The following is a 19082-nucleotide window of genomic DNA, read 5'->3' on the forward strand; positions in this document are numbered from 1 at the left end:
CATGCTCAACACAAAAGCACAGAACGAACGCCCGGCATCGCATCTTTTTTACCAGTCACGCCTGCGCAGGCCGCTGGTGGATCGGGCCGAAGGCATCTATATCTGGGATCAGGACGGACGCCGCGTCATCGACGGGTCGAGCGGCGCGATGGTGGTCAATATCGGCCATGGCAATCGCAACGTGCTCGATGCCATGAAAGAGCAGATGGACCGCGTGACCTTCGCCTATCGCCTGCACTTTGAAAACGAACCGGCGGAAGATCTGGCACGCATGGCCGCCGAGCGTATGCCGGAAGGGCTGGACAAGATATTCTTCGTTTCCGGCGGTTCGGAAGCGGTCGAATCCTGTATCAAGCTTGCCCGCCAGTGGGCGGTCGCGACCGGGCAGGGCAAGCGCTGGAAAGTGATTTCGCGCTTTCCGTCCTATCACGGCGGCACGCTTGGCGCGCTGGCTGTCACCGGCTACGCGGCATTGAGCGAGCCCTTCGCGCCCATCATGCGCGAAATGCCGAAAGTCCCGGCTCCGACCGCCTATCTCGACCGCGATAATCTGTCGATGGAGCAACGCGGGCAGAAATATGCCGACATGCTGGAGGAGAAGATTCAGGAAGAAGGTCCTGAAAGCGTGCTTGCCTTCATCATGGAGCCGATCGGCGGAGCGTCCACCGGCGCGCTGGTTGCGCCCGACAGCTATTATCCGCGCATCCGCGAAATCTGCGACCGTTATGGCATCCTGTTGATTCATGACGAGGTGATGAGCGGTGCCGGGCGCACCGGCAAGTTTTTGGGCGGCGATCACTGGAACTGCAAGCCCGATCTGATCGCGCTTTCCAAGGGCTTTGCCTCCGGCTATTGCCCGCTTGGCGCCATGGCGGCACCGGCCCGCATCGTCCAGCCGGTTCTGGATGCAGGTGGCTTCCTGCACGGCTTCACCTATGCCGGCAATCCATTGGCCTGTGCGGCGGGTAAGGCCGTATTGCAGGAGATCGATCGTCTCGATCTGGTCGGCAACGCCGCTCGCATGGGCGATGCATTGAAGGGCGAACTGGAAGGGCTTGCGAAACGCTTCCCCTTCATCGGCGACGTGCGCGGCAAAGGCCTGCTGCTGGCTGCCGAGTTTGTTTCTGACCCCGAAACCATGAAGCCGCTGCCGAAGGAACTGAACGCCCATCAGCGCATGGTCGATCTCGCCTATGAACGCGGGCTCATCATCTATTCGCGCCGCACGCGCGGCGGTGTCGAGGGTGACCATTTCCTCGTCTGCCCGCCGATGATTGTGAGCCGCGAACAGGTCGGCGAGATCACCGCCATCCTCGGTGACACGCTGGAGGCTCTGGCGCGTGAACTCAAACTGCCTGTGAATGCGTAAGGAAACCGGATCATGACCGACAAGAAGAAGACGCGTCGCAAGGTGATCATCACCTGCGCGGTGACAGGCTCCGTCCATACGCCCTCCATGTCGCCGCATCTGCCGGTGACGCCCGACGAGATTGCGAGCGAAGCCATTGCGGCGGCGGAAGCGGGCGCATCCATCCTGCATCTTCATGCCCGTGATCCGCGCGACGGCAGGCCGTCCGCCGACCCGGACCTGTTCATGCAGTTCCTGCCGCGTATCAAGCAATCGACGGCAGCGGTGGTGAATATTTCTACCGGCGGCTCGTCGCTGATGACACTGGAAGACCGGTTGGCGGCGCCGCTTAAGGCGCAACCGGAAATGTGTTCGCTCAACATGGGCTCAATGAATTTCGCGCTGTTTCCGGCACTCGACAGGCCGCGTGAATGGAAACACGCGTGGGAACCGGAATTGCTGGAAGCTACCCGTCATTCGATCTTCAAGAACACTTTTGCAGATATGGAAGGCATTCTGACCAGTCTCGGCCAAGGCTGTGGCACCCGTTTCGAATTCGAATGCTACGATGTCGGCCATCTCTATTCGCTGGCGCATTTCCGCGACCGGGGGCTGGTGTCCGGCCATCTGTTTATCCAGTTCGTCTTCGGGGTTCTGGGTGGTATCGGGGCCGATCCGGATAATCTCATGCATATGAAGCGGATCGCCGACAAGCTGTTCGGAGACGACTATTCCTTCTCCGTGCTGGCGGCGGGACGGCACCAGATTCCGATGATTACCATGGCAGCGGCGATGGGCGGCAATGTCCGCGTCGGGCTGGAAGACAGCCTTTATGACGGGCGCGGCCAGCTGGCCAAGAGCAATGCCGATCAGGTTCGTCGCATACGCAGCATTCTTGACGGCCTGTCGCTGGACGTTGCAACGCCTGACGAGGCGCGAGAATATCTGGGCCTCAAAGGTGGAGACAGGGTGGCGTTCTAGAGCATGTCTCCCGAAAGTGGGAACCGGTTTCGGGATAAAGACATGCGTAAAAACAAAAGGATCGAGAGTTTCCAATGATTCGATCAAAACAGGAAATGCTCTGATGCCGAAGATCGTGTTGGACAGTAAAACCGGCGTCGTGGTTCGGCTTGGTGAACTTGCCGATGCCGAACAGATTCACGCAGCAATCTGCACGATGGGCGCAGGACTTGGCGCTGCGGGAAAAATCTCCAGCACGGTTGAGGATTTCCGCTGTTATGGTTTTGGTCCCTATGCGGCTTTCACCAGTCTGATCGCCGAGGTGGACGATAGGTTTGCCGGTCTTGCCCTGTTCTTCCCGATCTTCTCGACATGGTTGGGCAAACCGGGCGTCTACGTGCAGGACCTCTATGTCGATGAAGCCTTTCGCGGCAGAGGGATCGGCGAGGTGCTTTTGCGCCATGTCGCCTCCTGGTCGATGGCGCGCGGCGGCGTCTATCTGCGGTTGGCCGTGGATCGGGACAATGTCGCCGCCCAGAGATTTTATGACCGGTTGGGTATCGGCTGGATCGAAGCCGACCGCGATCATGGTGCCTATGGCGATGATTTCGCCCGCTTGGCGCGTATCAATCAAATCAGGGAGTAATCATGAAAGCCTTTTACGCTGTCGAGCAGAAGCGTCACGACCCGAAAGCCTTTCTTTCCAGCGGTGCGCCGCAGCCTAACCCCGAACAGCCGGAGCGTGTTGAGCGCCTGCTCGCCGGTGCGAAGGCTGCAGGCTGTGAGATTATCCGTCCGCAAAATCATGGCCTTGGCCCGATTGCAGCCGTGCATACGCCGGAATATCTGGAGTTCCTCCAGCACATCTATGCCCGTTGGCGGCGTATTGATGAGGCTTCGGAAGAGGTGATCCCGAACATCCACCCGCTGGCGCGTGACGGTCGCTATCCGGCGTCTGCCGTGGGGCAGGTTGGCTATCACATGGCTGATACGGCGTGCCCGATTGCTGAACATACTTGGGAAAGCGTGTGCTGGAGCGCATGGAGCGCGGTCGATGCCGCCGATGCGGTGCTTGCAGGCGAGGTCGCGGCCTATGCGCTCTGCCGTCCCCCGGGGCATCATGCCTTTGCCGATGTGGCTGGCGGTTTCTGCTTCGTCAATAATTCGGCGGTCGCAGCCCAGCGCCTGCGCTCGAAAGCCGAGCGCGTGGCGATTCTAGACGTTGATCTGCATCACGGTAACGGGACGCAAGGCATATTCTATGCCCGTCCCGACGTGCTGACCGTCTCGATCCATGCCGATCCGGTGCGCTTCTATCCATTTTTCTGGGGCCATGCCGATGAGCGCGGCGAGGGTGCGGGGCTTGGTTACAATCTCAACCTGCCGCTGCCGCGCAAATCCGGCGATGCCGAATTCCTTGCGTCACTCGACACGGCCTTCCGCCGTATCGAAGCCTTTGCGCCGGATGCGCTGGTGGTGGCGCTTGGCCTCGATCCGTTTGAAGGCGACCCGTTCGGCGGATTGTCGGTCACCACTGGCGGTTTTGGCCGGATTGCCGAAGCAATTGCGAAGCTTCGTCTGCCAACGGTCATCGTGCAGGAAGGTGGCTATCTGTGCGACGCACTCGGCGATAACCTCACAGCCTTCCTCGGTGGTTATCAATCGGTGGCGCGATGAGGGGTCTTGTCACCTTTGTCGGCGTCGCGCATCCGTGGATGTGCGATGTCATGGGACACATGAATGTCCGGCATTATGCCGGGATGTTCGATGATGCGAGCTTTCAGCTTTTGGGCCATATCGCCGGGAAAATTCCCGATGACAGCTTCGGCTGGGCAGATGTGCGCGCGACAACCGAATACAAGCAGGAAGTGCCAGCCGGAGACCTGCTGACGATCCGTTCGCATGTGCTGAAAGTCGGGCGCTCGTCGGTCACCTTTCGCCAGATGATGGTGGGTTCGCTGGACGGCGAACTGCGCGCGGTCAACGAGACGACTACGGTTTGTTTCGACAAGATTGCGCGACGTTCGACCGAGCTCGGACCGGACATGCGTGTCAGGGCCGAAAAGCTGCTTGCGGATTATCCCGCTGGCTGACACGAAAAACGCAGCACGCTTTTCGTGCAATCGCATTCGAGGTCGCGCAACAGGCCATCTTTGAGGCCGTAAATCCAGCCATGCACGACGATATCCTTGTTCTGTTTCCAGGCCGATTGCAGAACCGGCGTGCGCGACAGGCTTTCCACCTGCGAGGCCACGGTCAGCTCGCAAAGCCGGTTCAGACGTTCTTCGGGATCAGCAAAACCGTCCAGCTCCTGTTCATTTGCCTGCGCAATATCGCGAACCGGCTGGAGCCAGTTGTCGATGATGCCGTGGCCATATCCGGCCATGGCAGCACGCACGCCACCGCATCCGTAATGGCCGCAGACGATGATGTGCTTGATCTCCAACACCTCGACGGCAAACTCAAGCACCGACAGAAGGTTCAGATCGGCGCGATGGACGAGATTGGCGACATTGCGGTGTACGAAGACTTCGCCCGGCTGCAATCCGGTGACGACATTGGCCGGAACGCGACTGTCCGAACATCCGATCCAGAGATATTCCGGACGCTGCATCGATGACAGCCGGCTGAAATATTCAGGGTCTTCCTGGCGCTTTTCCGCTGCCCATTGCCGGTTGTGTTCGAAAAGGTCTGATAACATGAGCCCGTCTCATCCGGATGATCTTCGTTCACAGACATAGACGAATATAAAAATACAGTAATTGATGTCGATCAAGTATGAGCTGCTTCAGCATGGAAGGAGCGGGACAAAGGCCCGCTCCTTTTGTTTCTTATGCTGCTGGTTTTTCGCTGCGACCGATGCCGAGCAGCTGGTAGAACACAAGGGCTGCAAGCGTCGAGGTGGCAATACCGCCAAGAGCGAAATCGCCGATCTTCAGTGTGAAGTCGCCAGCGCCGAAAATTAGCGCCACGCCAGCGGTGAAGAGGTTGCGGGAATCCGCGAAGTCCACCTTGTTGACGATCCAGATGCGGGCCATTGCCGAGGCGATCAGGCCGAACACTGAAACGGCAAGACCCGCCAGAACCGGGGCAGGGATGGTCTGCAGGATCGCGCCGAATTTCGGCGACATGCCGAGGATCAGTGCCATGACGGCCGCAATGACAAAGATCAGTGTCGAATAAACTTTGGTCATCGCCATGACGCCGATATTTTCGGCATAGGTGGTGACGCCGGTGCCGCCGCCCGAGCCGGAAATCATGGTGGCGATGCCATCGCCGAGGAAGCCGCGACCGATGTAGCGATCCATGTTCTGGCCGGTGATGGAGCCGAGCGCTTTGATATGACCGAGATTTTCAGCCACCAGAACGATAGCGACTGGCGCGATGAGGGTGATCGCCTGCCAGTTGAATTCCGGCGCGGTGAAATGCGGCAGGCCGAACCAGGCCGCGTTGCTGACGGCGGTGAAATCGATGCCGGGCACGATGCCGAGGCCGTTGCCGAGGATCAGGACCAGAAGATAGCCGAACAGCAGTGCGAAGAGCACCGACAGGCGCTTGGTTCCACGCGGTCCATAGGCTGCGATCATCGCCATGCAGAGAACGGTGAGCAGCGCGATAGTTATATGCGTGCCGCTTCCCTTCAACTGGCCGACGGCGACCGGCGCAAGGTTGAGGCCGATGGAAACGCCGATGGCGCCGGTGACGACTGGAGGCATCAGTCGTTCGACCCAGCCTGTGCCGATGGCCATGACCACAAGGCCGATAAGGGCATAGAGCGCGCCGCAGGCAATGATGCCGCCGAGCGCGATGGCGATATTGGGATTGGGGCCGGAACCGCTATAACCGGTTGCGGCGATCACGACCGCGATAAACGCGAAGGACGAGCCGAGATAGCTTGGCACACGACCTGCCGTCAGCACGAAGAACAGAAGCGTGCCGATACCGGAGAAGAAGACGGCCACATTGGGATCGAAACCCATCAGCAGTGGGGCGACGATGGTCGAGCCCGACATTGCGAGAAGATGCTGCACGCCCATCGGTATGGCGGCGGCGGCTGGCAGGCGCTCGTCAGGAAGCACGACGGCGTTTGATGTCAAACGCCAACTTGGAAAATAGCCCATGATGTCCCTCTGGAAAATATTATCCTGTTGCCTTTATCGCCTCATGGCGGCGATTTCCAGAGAAGAAAGGCCCAAACGGCAAGCGAGCTGTTGATGAGCCGACTCAACAATTCCTATCCTGTTACCGTCACGCGGCCTGCATCGTCTGTCACCTTTCCGACGATGCAGGCAGATGGATAACCCGCGCCGCGGATGCTGTTCAAAAGCCTTTCGGCTTCCTCCGATGCGCAGGATATCAGAAGCCCGCCGGAGGTCTGCGGGTCGGTCAATAATTGCTGTTTCCAGAGCGGATACTCGTCCGGCAACTGCACATCATGGCCATAGCTTGCCCAGTTGCGGGTGGAAGCTCCGGTCACGAAACCGCCTTGCGTCAACTTTTCGGCCTGCTTGAGAAAGGGCAGCGCAGCATAGTCGAGGCTGATACCTGCATTCGAACCGCGCGCCATTTCGAGTGCATGTCCGAGAATGCCAAAGCCGGTGACGTCGGTGACAGCGTGGACGGCACTATCCTTGCCTAGCTCGGCGCCAACCCGGTTCAGCAAGGTGACTGATGCCATCATTTCATCGTAACCGGCACTGTCGAGTTCCTGCTTCTTGAAGGCAGCGGAATAAATACCGACGCCGATTGCCTTGGTCAGGATTAGCGTGTCTCCGGGACGCGCGCCGCTGTTCTTGCGCAGGCTGGAAAGCTTGCAAGTGCCGATAACGGCCAATCCGTAGATCGGCTCCGGCGCGTCGATGGAATGCCCGCCCGCGACCGGAATGCCAGCTTCAGCGCAGATGCTGGAGCCGCCTTTCAGGATTTCGCGGATCATTTCGGCGGGCATCTTGTTCACCGGCATGCCGAGGATCGCCAGCGCCATGATCGGTGTTCCGCCCATGGCATAAACGTCGGATATCGCGTTGGTGGCTGCGATGCGTCCGAAATCGAACGGATCGTCCACCATCGGCATGAAGAAGTCGGTGGTGGCGATCACGCAGTTTTCGTCATCCAGTTGCCAGACCGCGGCATCGTCGCCGGTTTCCGTTCCGACGAGAAGCTGGCTGAAAGGCTGCATGGCGGGTTGGCCCGACAGTAGATCCTGCAGGACAGCTGGAGCCAGCTTGCAGCCGCAACCGCCACCATGGGCAAGTGTGCTGAGACGAATGGGCGACGCGATATCCATGCTATTTCCTCAAGCTAAATTGTTATTTCGCGTGCGGTCATCGCGTAACGGAATGCATCCGCGTCGAGGCAATCCAGACGGGCGCTGGCAACTTCGGCCTGCGGATACATCAGGAAACCGAGCTCCGGTCCTTGCGCAGATGGCAAGGCGATATCGCTGCCATCATTGAAGGCGATCCAGTTGCCCTCCCATGAGCCGAAAAGCTTTTGCCGCACGGCCACGACACGCGGATCGTCGGCAGTCAGCCCGTCCTTTTCCTCTTCCAGCATCACCTTGCGTACATCCGCCGGATCGGTCGCCACCCAGCCAATACCATCGAGATAGATTTCGGCGCGGCAGTGTTGGGCCTTGGTGATGACTTCGTTCTTCGCGCCAAGGCTCTTGTAGCCGAAGGCGGAAGGCGCAACGCGCACGCCGTAGAGGTCGCGGGCCGGAATTCCTGCTGCCCTGACCAGAGCCACGAACAGCGGATTGAGGTCGGCGCATTTGCCGCCGAGATCGCCGCTATCAAGCATGGCGACAATGTTTCCATCACCGCAGCCACGCGTCGAGGCACGGCGGTAGGTGTTGGCTACAACCCAGTCATAGATGAGGCGGGCCTTTTCCTGATCGGTGTCCGCACCCGCAACGATCTTGTCCGAGGTTTGCTTGACGATGCCATCAACAGGCGCAAGGCGTGTCCCGGCCAGATAGCGTTCGCGTTCGGCACGGGTCAGCGGCACGGCCTTTGCCGATGCATCGAGATTGCTTGCACGGTCGCGGGTGGAGATGAGGCTGATGACTTCGGCTTGCGGTTTCGCTTCGTTTGCGTCCCATTCGAGGTAAAGCAAGCCGGTGCCGCTGGCCGGATCGCGATCGAGCCGCGCGACCTTGGCGTTTGTCGTCCAGCGATTGCCTTCCGGACGATTCCAGTCATTGCCATTGAACCCGGCCATCGGAACCCAGACACGAATGACTTCCCCCGAAGTGGCAGGCGTGATGCTGGTGGTAATCTCGAAGCTGCGCCAGCCCGACGGTTGCGGTGCGAATGTATTACCGGCTGCAGATGCAAAATTCGGCAGCATGCTGAAAGCAGCGCAAGCCGCACCGGATTTAAGAACTTCCCGACGGTTCATGACGATCCCCTTTTTGCTTTGAATTGTTGTTGTTGCGATTACGCGAGAAAAATCGTTCCGCCGCCTTCAGTTCGGAAAGCGGCAGGTATGCAGCGATTGCAGGAAATCTGGATGCAGCTTTGCTCGATTGAAGAGAGCCTGAGCTGAGGGCCGCACAACACCGTCGCACCGGGTCAAAGAAGCCGACGCGAGGCAAGAGCCACACAAAATTCATGCCCCGAAACTCGGGAGCAACAAAAGAAGCCACGACATCAGTCTGGCGTTTTTACACAGGAACGTCAATCAGCCAGCGCGTTTTCAAGTCATTCTCGTGATGAAGTCCATGTATTAATACATGACAATTAAAGTCATGTTATTGATAAATGCACCTTATTGTTAATTTTTTTAGCCTGCTGTTCGGTTGACAACTTGGTTTTATTGCGGTGAACTGATGTCAGGCAAGTCCAATTTAAAGAAGAATATGCTTCGGCGTTTTTCTTCTGACGATCAGGGAGGTGCAGCGCAATGAATGTGGAGCTCTCACGCCGCCAGTTTCTGGGCGGAACGGGGGCGGTAGTGGCGGCTTCGGCGCTTGGGTCCTTCGGTTTCGGTGCAGTGGAAAGCGCCTATGCCGAATCCATTCGCCCATTCAAGCTGACCAACACGGCCGAAACCCGAAATACCTGCCCTTACTGCTCGGTCGCCTGCGGTATCATCCTTTATTCCAAGGGGGATGTCAGGAAAGGCGAAAAGGCCGAGCTGATCCATGTCGAAGGCGACACGGATCACCCGACCAATCGCGGAACGCTTTGCCCGAAGGGTGCGGCACTGAAGGATTTCGTCAAGGCGAAGACCCGCCTGCAATATCCGCAGGTACGCGAGCCGGGTTCGTCCGAGTTCAAACAGATTGCCTGGGAAGATGCGCTTGACCGCATCGCGCGGCATCTGAAAGACGACCGCGACGCCAACTTCATCGCGAAGAACGCGGCGGGCACAACAGTCAACCGCTGGACCTCGACAGGCTTCCTTGCGGCTTCGGCAACCACCAATGAAACGGCGTTTCTCACCTACAAGGTGGTGCGCAGCACAGGCATAGTTGCATTCGATAACCAGGCACGCGTCTGACACGGCCCGACGGTGGCGAGTCTCGCCCCAACATTTGGCCGCGGAGCAATGACCAACTCCTGGACCGATATCAAGAACACCGATCTCGTCGTCGTCATGGGCGGCAATGCGGCGGAAGCGCATCCTTGCGGCTTCAAATGGGTGACGGAGGCCAAGGCCAACCGCGGTGCCCGGCTGATCGTCGTCGATCCGCGGTTCACGCGCACGGCTTCCGTGGCGGATTTCTATGCGCCTATCCGGCAGGGTTCGGATATCGCCTTCCTGCTTGGCGTCATCAATTACTGCATCCAGAATGACAAGGTGCAGTGGGATTATGTGAAGCATTTCACCAATGCCAGCTACATCATCAAGGATGGCTTCGAATACAAGGACGGGCTGTTTACCGGCTATGATGAGGAAAAGCGGGATTATGACCGCTCGAGCTGGGACTATGTGATCGGCGATGACGGCTATGCGGTTGTCGATGACACGTTGCAGAACCCGCGCTGCGTCTGGAACCTGCTGAAGCAGCATGTTTCGATCTTCACGCCGGAAATGGTGGAACGCATCTGTGGCACGCCGAAGGAGAAATTCCTGAAAGTGGCCGAGATGATGTCCGAATGCTCGGCGCCTGACAAGACGATGACGTCGATGTATGCGCTCGGCTGGACGCAGCATTCCAAGGGGTCGCAGAATATTCGCTGCATGGCGATGCTGCAGCTGATCCTCGGCAATATTGGCGTGCGTGGCGGCGGCATGAATGCGCTGCGCGGTCACTCCAACATTCAGGGGCTGACCGATATCGGTCTGATGTCCAATCTTCTGCCGGGCTATATGAATATCCCGGTTGAAAAGGAAACCGATCTCGAAATCTATATGTCGACACGCGGTTTCAAGCCGCTGCGCCCGAACCAGACGAGCTACTGGCAGAACTATCGCAAGTTCTTCGTCAGTTTCCAGAAGGCGATGTGGGGCAGTGCCGCAACTGTCGAAAACGACTTCGTCTATGACTGGCTGCCGAAGCTGGACGTGCCGAATTACGACATGCTTCGTATCTTCGACATGATGTATGAAGGCAAGGTCAACGGCTATGTCTGTCAGGGCTTCAATCCGCTGATGGCGGTGCCGAACCGCAAGAAGCTGACCGATGCTTTGTCGAAGCTGAAATTCCTCGTGACGATGGACCCGCTGGAAACGGAAACCTCCCGTTTCTGGGAAAACCACGGTGAATTCAACGATGTGGATTCGGCTTCCATCCAGACGGAAGTGTTCCAGCTGCCCTCCACCTGCTTTGCAGAGGATGAGGGTTCGCTCACCAATTCCGGACGCTGGCTGCAATGGCACTGGCCTGGTGCTACACCGCCCGGCGACGCGAAGACCGATAACTGGATCATGGCGCAGATATATCTGCGGCTGAAGGAGCTTTATCGTAAGGAAGGCGGTGCTTTCCCCGATCCGATCCTCAATCTCGTGTGGGATTACAAGGATGAGGGCGAACCGACGGCTGAAGAACTGGCCAAGGAACTGAACGGTCGTGCGATTGGCACGGTGACCGATCCAACCGATCCGACCAAGGTGGTTGCCGAGGCTGGCAAACTTCTGTCCGGCTTTGCAGCATTGCGCGACGACGGTTCGACGGCATCGGGATGCTGGATTTATTCCGGTTGCTTCACCGAGGCTGGCAACAATATGGCTCGCCGCGACAACCATGATCCGGACGAGACAGGCGCCTATCTCAACTGGTCTTGGTCGTGGCCTGCAAACCGTCGCATTCTCTATAACCGCGCCTCCGCCGACCTCAACGGCAAGCCGTGGGACCCGAGCCGCAAGCTCATCGAATGGGACGGTTCGAAATGGACGGGCTATGACGTGCCGGACATCGCGCCGACCGCCAAGCCGAACGAGGTCGGTCCGTTCATCATGAATGCGGAAGGCTCTTCGCGCCTGTTCAGCCGCGGCATGATGCGTGACGGTCCGTTCCCGGCCCATTACGAGCCGTTTGAATCGCCTGTCGCCAATGTGATCGCGCCGAAGGTTCGGGGCAATCCGGTGGCACGCGTCTTCAACGACGACTTCAAGCAGTTCGCGGAAACGGCCTCGGAGGAATTCCCCTATGCGGCGACTTCCTACCGCCTGACCGAGCATTTCCACTACTGGACGAAGCACGTCACGGTGAATGCCGTTCTGCAGCCGGAATTCTTCGTGGAAATCTCGGAAGAGCTGGCGAAGGAAAAGGGCATTGCCAAGGGCGACTGGGTGCGGGTGTGGTCGAAGCGCGGCTCGGTCAAGGCCAAAGCCGTGGTGACCAAGCGCATCAAGCCGCTCATCTGCGACGGCAAGACGGTGCATGTGGTCGGCATTCCGCTCCACTGGGGCTTCATGGGTGCTGCCCGCAAGGGCTTCGGCCCGAATTCGCTGACACCTTTCGTCGGCGACGCGAACATCGAGACGCCGGAGTTCAAGGCGTTTCTGGTCAATATCGAGCGCTCAAGCGCGCCTGTAGCTTAGGAGGGACTAGAGATGTTTCCACCCGTTCCCAATCCTAGCGTCCAGCCGCAACAGCCGCGTTTCGGTGACAAGGACCTGATCAGGCGGTCGGCGTCGAATGTGACGCCGCCTGCCGAGCGCCAGACCGAGGTGGCGAAGCTCATCGACGTGTCGAAATGCATCGGCTGCAAGGCCTGCCAGTCCGCCTGCGCCGAATGGAACGACACGCATGAGGAGGTTGGCATCAATGTGGGTGTCTATGACAATCCGCACGATCTGACGCCGAACACCTTCACCTTGATGCGCTTTACCGAGTGGGATAATCCCGACACCGGCAATCTGGAGTGGCTGATCCGCAAGGATGGCTGTATGCATTGCGAAGACCCCGGCTGCCTCAAGGCATGTCCGGCGCCAGGCGCAATCGTGCAATATTCCAACGGTATCGTCGATTTCATCCACGATAACTGCATCGGCTGCGGCTATTGCATCAAGGGGTGCCCGTTCAACATTCCGCGTGTTTCGGAAGTAACCCACAAGGCCTATAAGTGCACGCTCTGCTCCGACCGCATCGCGGTGGGACAGGGACCGGCCTGTGCCAAGGCCTGCCCGACACAGGCCATCGTCTATGGCACCAAGGACGAGATGAAGGAATGGGCCGATGGCCGCATCAAGGATCTGAAATCGCGCGGCTTCGAAAATGCCGGGCTCTACGATCCGCCGGGCGTTGGCGGCACGCATGTCATGTATGTGCTGCAACACGCCGATAAGCCGGAAATCTACGCCAACCTGCCGAACAATCCGCGCATCAGCCCGGTTGTCGAAGCGTGGAAGGGTGTGTCCAAATATGCAGGCATGGCCGCAATGGGGCTGGCTGCGGCAGCAGGTCTGCTGCATTATATCTTCAAGGGTCCGAACGTCGTGACAGAGCATGACGAGGAACAGGCCGAAAAGCTCACGGGAGAGAAAAGCTCATGAGCAAGACCGACTTTGACGATGTTGAACGCGGTGACGGGATAGAACTCGGTAAGCCCGTCAAGGTGCATCGCTATTCCGGTGGCGCACGCATCAATCACTGGATCACCGCCATCAGCCTCGTGCTGCTGGCCCTGTCCGGCCTTGCGATGTTCCACCCATCGCTGTTTTTCCTGTCGGGCCTGTTTGGCGGCGGACAATGGACACGCGCCATCCATCCATGGATCGGCGTAGTGCTGTTCTTCAGCTTTCTGGGGCTTTTCGTGCGTTTCTGGAGCGCCAATCTGTGGAAGCGCGAAGACAGCCAATGGCTCGCACATGCCAATGACGTGATTTCCGGCAATGAGGAAAAGCTGCCTGAAGTCGGCAAATATAATGCCGGTCAGAAGCTCGTTTTCTGGTCCATGTCTTTGCTGATCATCATCCTGATTGTTTCCGGCGTGATGATCTGGAACGAATATTTTGGTTCCTTCACCAGCATCAACCAGCAGCGCTGGGCCCTGCTTGTCCATTCCATGGCGGCGGTGGCGGCGATCTGTGTCTGGATCGTGCACGTCTATGCCGCGATCTGGGTCAAGGGCACGATCAATGCGATGACACGCGGCACGGTTACCGGCGGCTGGGCATGGCGACATCACCGCAAGTGGTTGCGCGAACTGACATCGAAGCAGAAAGTGAAGCAGGGCGGCAGCAAGCCTGCCGCCTGAACTTGCTCGGCGTCCTAGAGGGTAATAATATTCCGTGGTTTACGTGACCCGTTGGGTTCGTGAGGAGTGACATGGCAGGCAAGAAAGATCTGGTGCCGGACCCGACGGTCATCGGCGAAATATCGGCCCCACCCTTCGTGCAATTGCCGGACCCCGGCGCGCTTTTTGCCAGAAGAGCAGAGCGCCTGCGTTTTCTGGGTTCGGTCAGCCCGCTGAAACCTTATCTGGAGTTCATTGCCGAACTAAGCGAGGCACAGTCTGAAATAGCGGCTGGTCTCGGTCCTGTCGCCGCGCGACACGGCGACGACCGGGGACGGGAATTCGGCATGCCGGCGATCGATCGTGCGGATACCATATCGGAACCAGCACTCGGGACTGTCTTCGACCGGCTGTTCGAGCACGCCTGCACGATCGCCAAACCGCAAGATGCCGCCGATGCGCTGGAACGTGTGGCGAACAGCGATGCGGGTGCGCGTCGCCGAATGATCGAGGCAATTTTTGCCGGTATGCTGCCGCCGGAAGCAATTGCTGAACATATCTATGTCTGGGCAGGCTTGCAGCTCCATTTCACGCGGCTTGCAGCGGCGCTTGACCCGAAGTCGCTGAAACCCGTTGCCGATGGCGTCTGCCCGACTTGCGGCAGCATTCCGTCAAGCTCGACGGTCGTGGGCTGGCACGGTGCGCATGGCGCGCGTTTCTGCTCCTGTTCCGTCTGCAACACGCTCTGGCACTATGTCCGGGTCAAATGTGTGTGCTGCGGCTCGACAAAGGGTATCGGCTACAAGGAAGTCGAGGAAGGTGGCGGCATTATCAAGGCTGAAACCTGCGACGAATGCCAGCGCTGGGTCAAGATCATCTATCAGCAGCTATCGGCGGATGCCGATCCTATGACCGACGATATTGCGAGCCTCGGCCTTGATATATTGATGCGCGAGACGCCTTACAGGCGAGGCGGCTTCTCGCCGCTTCTTGCCGGACTGTGAGGCAGCATGGACCAGATCAAGTCTTCGCTGCGCCACCTGCCCTCCGTGGATGCCATCCTGCAAATGGCGGAGCTTTCCGGGGCATTGGAGAGTTTTGGCCGCGCGTCGGTGACTGAGGCTATTCGCAAGGTGCTGGGCGATGAGCGCGAGGCGGTGAAATCCGGCGCCTCGCTCTCCAGCAACATGCATTTGGCTGAACGGGTTCTCCACTTGCTTAAAGCGTCAGGGCAATCGAGCCTGCGCCCGCTGTTCAATCTGACCGGAACTGTCCTGCACACCAATCTGGGGCGAGCCATTCTTGCCGAAGCCGCCGTCGAGGCTGCCACACAAGCCATGCGGCAGGCGGTTTCGCTCGAATTTGACCTGTCATCGGGCGGGCGTGGCGAGCGCGATGATCATCTGCGGGCGCTTGTCTGTGAGCTGACGGGGGCGGAAGATGCCACCGTCGTCAACAACAATGCCGCTGCTGTACTTCTGGTGCTGAACAGCCTTGCTGCAGGTAGGGAGGCCATTGTATCGCGCGGCGAACTGATCGAGATCGGTGGCGCGTTTCGCATGCCGGACATCATGACCCGCGCCGGGACACGGCTTGTCGAAGTCGGCACCACGAACCGCACCCATCCGCGTGACTACGAGAATGCAATCAACCCCGATACAGGGCTGGTACTGAAGGTCCATACGTCCAATTATCGGATCGAAGGATTTACGCGGGAGGTCACAGCGTCGGAACTGGCCGCTATTGCGCAGGCTAAGGGCGTGCCGCTGGTCAATGACCTTGGCTCCGGCACACTTGCCGATCTGACTTCCTTCGGTCTCGCACACGAGCCGACAGTGCGCGAAGCGGTCGCTGAAGGTGCAGATATCGTCACCTTTTCCGGCGATAAGCTTCTCGGTGGACCACAGGCGGGCTTCATTGTCGGGCGACGCGATCTGATTGCCCGTATTAACAAGAACCCGATGAAGCGTGCTTTGCGGGTGGACAAAATCAGGCTCGCAGCACTTGAAGCGACGTTGAAACTTTATCGCAACCCCGAACGACTTTCTGAAAAGCTGCCGACTATTCGCTATCTGGCGCGTCAGCAGACCGAAATTGCGGCGCAGGCGGCACGGCTCCAGCCGGAGCTGGAGAGAATACTCGGCCCGGCTTTCGTTGTGGCGATGACAGATTGCGCCAGCCAGATCGGCTCCGGCGCATTGCCGCTCTCGACCGTTCCAAGCGCCGGATTGTCGATTGTGCCGAAGGACGGTAGCGGCTCCGTGCTGACAGCGCTCGGCGGTTCATTGCGTGCGCTGCCTTTGCCGGTCATCGGGCGGATCGAAAAGGGTGCACTCGTACTCGATCTGCGCTGCCTTGATGACGAGACCAGTTTTGTTCGGAACCTGTCATCCTATGCGGCTCGCTGATCTTTTCACCCGCAAGCCGAAGCCGGACACGACAGCTCAAGCGCTGGAAAATGCGCTTGTCGTTGCAAAGGCGGGTGATTACGCAGCGGCGCTTTCCATCTGGGAGCCGCTGGCACGTGCAGGCAATGCCCGCGCGCAGAACAATATCGGCGCCTGTTTTGCGGGCGGCATGGGCGTTGAGAAAAATATCGGCCTGGCGCAGCGCTGGCTGGCCCTTTCCGCCGCGGCTGGCGATGCTTCCGGCCAGCGCAATCTCGCTTCGTTGCTGTTCAAGGGCGAAGATATTGAAGCCGACTATCTGGAAGCTGCAAGGCTGTACCGGCTTGCTGCAGAACAGGGTGATCCGCAGGCGCAGGACATGCTGAGCTGGATGCTCATGGAAGGTGAGGTGATAGCCGCCGACCCGGTTGAGGCGCGCGAATGGGCGTTGAAGGCGGCGGAAGGCGGCATAGCTGCAGCCATGACGCGGCTTGGCATGATCTATCATAATGCTCTCGGGGTGCCGCGCGATCCCTCTCAGGCCGTTTACTGGTGGCGGAATGCGTCCGCTGCGGGCGACCCGGATGGAGAAGCCATGCTTGGCGCCGCGCTGCATCTTGGCATGGGCGTGGAACGCGACCCGGTGGCGGCTTACGAATGTCTCATGCGCGCCGAGGCGGGCGGCAGTGCGCTTGCCGCCCCTTTCATCGAGGCAGCGCGCAATGCGCTGAACGAAAAGCCATGATCGTCGGAACGGCGGGGCATATCGATCATGGCAAGACCTCGCTAGTGCGCGCTCTTACACAGGTCGACACGGACCGGCTGAAGGAGGAAAAGGCGCGAGGCATTTCCATCGATCTCGGTTTTGCCTATCTGCCCTTGTCCGGCGACGAAAAGGACATACTCGGCTTTGTTGACGTGCCGGGGCATGAAAAATTCGTGCATACGATGCTTGCCGGCGCGGCGAGCATCGATTTCGTCATGCTGGTTGTCGCTGCCGATGACGGGATCATGCCGCAGACCCGCGAACATCTGGCAATCGTCAACCTGCTCGGCATCAGGCGCGGTGTCGCCGTCATCACCAAATCCGATCTTGTCGAACCCGACCGTCTTGCCGAAGTTGAAACTGCTATCCGCAATGAACTGGCGCTGACAGGGCTTGCCGACATTCCCGTTCTGGCGGTCTCCACCGTGTCGGGTGCCGGGATCGACGATCTGAAGGCGCTGCTGGAAGTGCAAGCGCATGCATTCGGTGAGCGGCGGACAAACGGACGCTTTCGTCTTGCGGTGGACCGCTCCTTCACGCTCAAGGGCGCTGGCACAGTGGTCACGGGCACGGTGCTTTCCGGCAAGGTCGCTATTGGCGATCATCTGGTCATCAGCCCGTCTGGCAAGGAGGCGCGTATCCGCACCATTCATGCGCAGAACAGGCTAAGCGAGACCGCGCAGGCAGGTGATCGCTGTGCGCTCAATCTGGCAGGTGACGGCATATCGAAAGAGGCGGTACATCGCGGCGACATGCTGGTTTCGCCCGGCCTTCATCGCCCGACGGATCGCATCGATGCATCGTTGCAAATCCTGTCCTCGGAGAAAAAGCCGCTTGGTCAGTGGTTCCCGGTTCGCTTGCATCATGCGTCAGCTGAGGTCGGTGCCCGCATCGTGCTTTTGCGGGATGAAGAGCTCCAGCCGGGCACAGAAGATCGAGTGCAACTGGTGCTGGATCGTCCTGTCTCGGCTGCAGCCGGAGACCGCTTCGTCATCCGCGATGTGTCCGCACAACGCACCATTGGCGGCGGACGTTTTCTCGATCTGCGCCCGCCGCAACGCAAGCGCCGCAGTCCGGAGCGCATGGCACAGCTTGACGCCCACTCCATTGACCACCCGGTGGAATCGGCACGCGCACTGCTGACTGCCGAACCTTACTATCTTGATGCGACAGCATTCCTGCGCGACCGCGCGCTGGCGGACGATCCGCAAGGTCTGGCGCACGGGCTCGATGCCGTAATGCTCCCGCAAGCAAATTCCGTGCTGTTGTTATTGCCGGAACGATGGGACGCTCTGCGTGACGATATTCTGGCGCGGCTCGGCGTCTTCCATGAAGAAAATCCAGACCTGATCGGCATGGGTGTCGAACGGCTGCGGTTGCTGTTGAAACCGCGCCTGCCAGCACCCGCCTTTCGCGCTGCCATCGCCGCGCTGGTCGAAGCGGACCTGCTGAGGCTGGACGGCGCCTGGCTTCGCCTGCGCGATCATGAAGTAACGATGAGCGACGCCGACGAGGCGCTCTGGCAGCGCATTGCGCCGCTGCTTGGCGGTGAGGCTCGTTTTCGTCCGCCGCGCGTGCGCGATATTTCGGTTCTGCTTGATGAGCGGGAGGAAGATATTCGCCGCCTTCTCAAACTTTCAGGGCGCATGGGCCGGGTGCACGAAGTGGCGCACGACCATTTTTTCCTGCGGGCAACGATTGCCGAAATGATCGGCATCCTGTCGGATATGGATGCGGCATTTGATGGTGGCTGGTTCATTGCAGCGCGGTTTCGCGACCGGGTGGATAGCGGTCGCAAGGTGGCGATCCAGATACTGGAATTCTTCGATCGCAACAGCGTCACGATAAGGCGCGGAGACATGCGCCGCCTCAACCGCCGCAAGCTGGACTTGTTCGGTGATTTTACGCAAGGGGAAGTAGGGACAACCGGAGGAATGAAGTGAAATCTCTTTCGACGACCATCTGCCTGATACTCGTTCTGGCCGCCGTTG

The 19082-nt window shown here is 59.2% G+C and carries 16 protein-coding genes; 12 read left to right on the forward strand and 4 right to left on the reverse strand.

The genetic code is table 11. The features are described 5' to 3' along the window. Position 1 precedes the first annotated feature (1 nt). From OANT_RS14790 to OANT_RS14810, 5 genes are all read left to right on the forward strand, one after another. Positions 2 to 1369, forward strand: a complete 1368-nt coding sequence (locus OANT_RS14790; RefSeq protein ID WP_011982602.1) for an aminotransferase family protein — start codon at positions 2 to 4, stop codon at positions 1367 to 1369. Between the two features lie 12 nt (positions 1370 to 1381). Continuing rightward, positions 1382 to 2329, forward strand: a complete 948-nt coding sequence (gene kce / locus OANT_RS14795; RefSeq protein WP_011982603.1) for a 3,5-dioxohexanoate:acetyl-CoA acetone transferase — start codon at positions 1382 to 1384, stop codon at positions 2327 to 2329. A gap of 103 nt (positions 2330 to 2432) precedes the next feature. Next, positions 2433 to 2954 (forward strand): GNAT family N-acetyltransferase, encoded by a 522-nt coding sequence (locus tag OANT_RS14800; protein WP_011982604.1) that lies wholly within the window; start codon positions 2433 to 2435, stop codon positions 2952 to 2954. A 2-nt stretch (positions 2955 to 2956) separates the two neighbouring features. Further along, a complete protein-coding gene (locus OANT_RS14805) occupies positions 2957 to 3985 on the forward strand; it encodes a histone deacetylase family protein (protein ID WP_011982605.1) in 1029 nt (342 codons plus the stop codon). Beyond that, a complete protein-coding gene (locus OANT_RS14810) occupies positions 3982 to 4401 on the forward strand; it encodes an acyl-CoA thioesterase (RefSeq protein WP_011982606.1) in 420 nt (139 codons plus the stop codon). The genes OANT_RS14805 and OANT_RS14810 overlap by 4 nt, the downstream gene beginning before the upstream one ends. On the opposite strand, the gene can is transcribed toward OANT_RS14810, so the two are convergent. The 4 genes from can to OANT_RS14830 all read right to left on the reverse strand — a co-directional run bounded on the left by can (position 4386) and on the right by OANT_RS14830 (position 8710). Beyond that, positions 4386 to 5009 carry a carbonate dehydratase gene (can, locus tag OANT_RS14815; protein ID WP_011982607.1) on the reverse strand — a complete coding sequence of 208 codons (624 nt, stop codon included), beginning with the start codon at positions 5007 to 5009 and terminating at the stop codon, positions 4386 to 4388. The genes OANT_RS14810 and can overlap by 16 nt on opposite strands. A 130-nt stretch (positions 5010 to 5139) precedes the next feature. Next, positions 5140 to 6429 (reverse strand): solute carrier family 23 protein, encoded by a 1290-nt coding sequence (locus OANT_RS14820; RefSeq protein WP_011982608.1) that lies wholly within the window; start codon positions 6427 to 6429, stop codon positions 5140 to 5142. 113 nt (positions 6430 to 6542) lie between these two features. Then, entirely contained in the window at positions 6543 to 7595 is a 1053-nt protein-coding gene (gene selD / locus OANT_RS14825; RefSeq protein ID WP_011982609.1) for a selenide, water dikinase SelD, read from the reverse strand. A 14-nt stretch (positions 7596 to 7609) separates the two neighbouring features. Then, entirely contained in the window at positions 7610 to 8710 is a 1101-nt protein-coding gene (locus OANT_RS14830; protein WP_011982610.1) for a transglutaminase-like domain-containing protein, read from the reverse strand. 504 nt (positions 8711 to 9214) lie between these two features. Between OANT_RS14830 and fdnG the strand changes: the two genes are divergently transcribed. From fdnG to selB, 7 genes are all read left to right on the forward strand, one after another. Further along, entirely contained in the window at positions 9215 to 12301 is a 3087-nt protein-coding gene (gene fdnG / locus OANT_RS14840; RefSeq protein WP_080728145.1) for a formate dehydrogenase-N subunit alpha, read from the forward strand. A 12-nt stretch (positions 12302 to 12313) separates the two neighbouring features. Continuing rightward, complete coding sequence (gene fdxH, locus OANT_RS14845; RefSeq protein WP_010660824.1) at positions 12314 to 13255, forward strand: formate dehydrogenase subunit beta; 942 nt, start codon at positions 12314 to 12316, stop codon at positions 13253 to 13255. Further along, positions 13252 to 13959 carry a formate dehydrogenase subunit gamma gene (locus OANT_RS14850; RefSeq protein WP_011982613.1) on the forward strand — a complete coding sequence of 236 codons (708 nt, stop codon included), beginning with the start codon at positions 13252 to 13254 and terminating at the stop codon, positions 13957 to 13959. The genes fdxH and OANT_RS14850 overlap by 4 nt, the downstream gene beginning before the upstream one ends. A 71-nt stretch (positions 13960 to 14030) precedes the next feature. Then, on the forward strand, positions 14031 to 14942 hold the full coding sequence (fdhE, locus tag OANT_RS14855) for a formate dehydrogenase accessory protein FdhE (protein ID WP_011982614.1): 912 nt from the start codon (positions 14031 to 14033) through the stop codon (positions 14940 to 14942). A 6-nt stretch (positions 14943 to 14948) separates the two neighbouring features. Beyond that, positions 14949 to 16346 carry an L-seryl-tRNA(Sec) selenium transferase gene (gene selA / locus OANT_RS14860; RefSeq protein WP_011982615.1) on the forward strand — a complete coding sequence of 466 codons (1398 nt, stop codon included), beginning with the start codon at positions 14949 to 14951 and terminating at the stop codon, positions 16344 to 16346. After that, positions 16333 to 17070 (forward strand): tetratricopeptide repeat protein, encoded by a 738-nt coding sequence (locus tag OANT_RS14865; RefSeq protein ID WP_011982616.1) that lies wholly within the window; start codon positions 16333 to 16335, stop codon positions 17068 to 17070. The genes selA and OANT_RS14865 overlap by 14 nt, the downstream gene beginning before the upstream one ends. Next, positions 17067 to 19034, forward strand: a complete 1968-nt coding sequence (gene selB, locus OANT_RS14870; protein ID WP_011982617.1) for a selenocysteine-specific translation elongation factor — start codon at positions 17067 to 17069, stop codon at positions 19032 to 19034. Before OANT_RS14865 ends, selB begins: the two co-directional genes overlap by 4 nt. Positions 19035 to 19082: the final 48 nt, after the last annotated feature.

This window comes from Brucella anthropi ATCC 49188 (assembly GCF_000017405.1).
Classification (GTDB): Bacteria; Pseudomonadota; Alphaproteobacteria; order Rhizobiales; family Rhizobiaceae; genus Brucella; species Brucella anthropi.

What these genes read in the sequence shown, in the direction of transcription:
- can (WP_011982607.1), bottom strand. Translation starts at nt 5,009, where the DNA reads ATGTTATCAGACCTTTTCGAACACAACCGGCAATGGGCAGCGGAAAAG.
- OANT_RS14865 (WP_011982616.1), top strand. Translation starts at nt 16,333, where the DNA reads ATGCGGCTCGCTGATCTTTTCACCCGCAAGCCGAAGCCGGACACGACA.
- selD (WP_011982609.1), bottom strand. Translation starts at nt 7,595, where the DNA reads ATGGATATCGCGTCGCCCATTCGTCTCAGCACACTTGCCCATGGTGGC.
- selB (WP_011982617.1), top strand. Translation starts at nt 17,067, where the DNA reads ATGATCGTCGGAACGGCGGGGCATATCGATCATGGCAAGACCTCGCTA.
- OANT_RS14805 (WP_011982605.1), top strand. Translation starts at nt 2,957, where the DNA reads ATGAAAGCCTTTTACGCTGTCGAGCAGAAGCGTCACGACCCGAAAGCC.
- kce (WP_011982603.1), top strand. Translation starts at nt 1,382, where the DNA reads ATGACCGACAAGAAGAAGACGCGTCGCAAGGTGATCATCACCTGCGCG.
- OANT_RS14830 (WP_011982610.1), bottom strand. Translation starts at nt 8,710, where the DNA reads ATGAACCGTCGGGAAGTTCTTAAATCCGGTGCGGCTTGCGCTGCTTTC.
- OANT_RS14800 (WP_011982604.1), top strand. Translation starts at nt 2,433, where the DNA reads ATGCCGAAGATCGTGTTGGACAGTAAAACCGGCGTCGTGGTTCGGCTT.
- OANT_RS14810 (WP_011982606.1), top strand. Translation starts at nt 3,982, where the DNA reads ATGAGGGGTCTTGTCACCTTTGTCGGCGTCGCGCATCCGTGGATGTGC.
- fdxH (WP_010660824.1), top strand. Translation starts at nt 12,314, where the DNA reads ATGTTTCCACCCGTTCCCAATCCTAGCGTCCAGCCGCAACAGCCGCGT.
- selA (WP_011982615.1), top strand. Translation starts at nt 14,949, where the DNA reads ATGGACCAGATCAAGTCTTCGCTGCGCCACCTGCCCTCCGTGGATGCC.
- fdhE (WP_011982614.1), top strand. Translation starts at nt 14,031, where the DNA reads ATGGCAGGCAAGAAAGATCTGGTGCCGGACCCGACGGTCATCGGCGAA.
- OANT_RS14820 (WP_011982608.1), bottom strand. Translation starts at nt 6,429, where the DNA reads ATGGGCTATTTTCCAAGTTGGCGTTTGACATCAAACGCCGTCGTGCTT.
- OANT_RS14850 (WP_011982613.1), top strand. Translation starts at nt 13,252, where the DNA reads ATGAGCAAGACCGACTTTGACGATGTTGAACGCGGTGACGGGATAGAA.
- OANT_RS14790 (WP_011982602.1), top strand. Translation starts at nt 2, where the DNA reads ATGCTCAACACAAAAGCACAGAACGAACGCCCGGCATCGCATCTTTTT.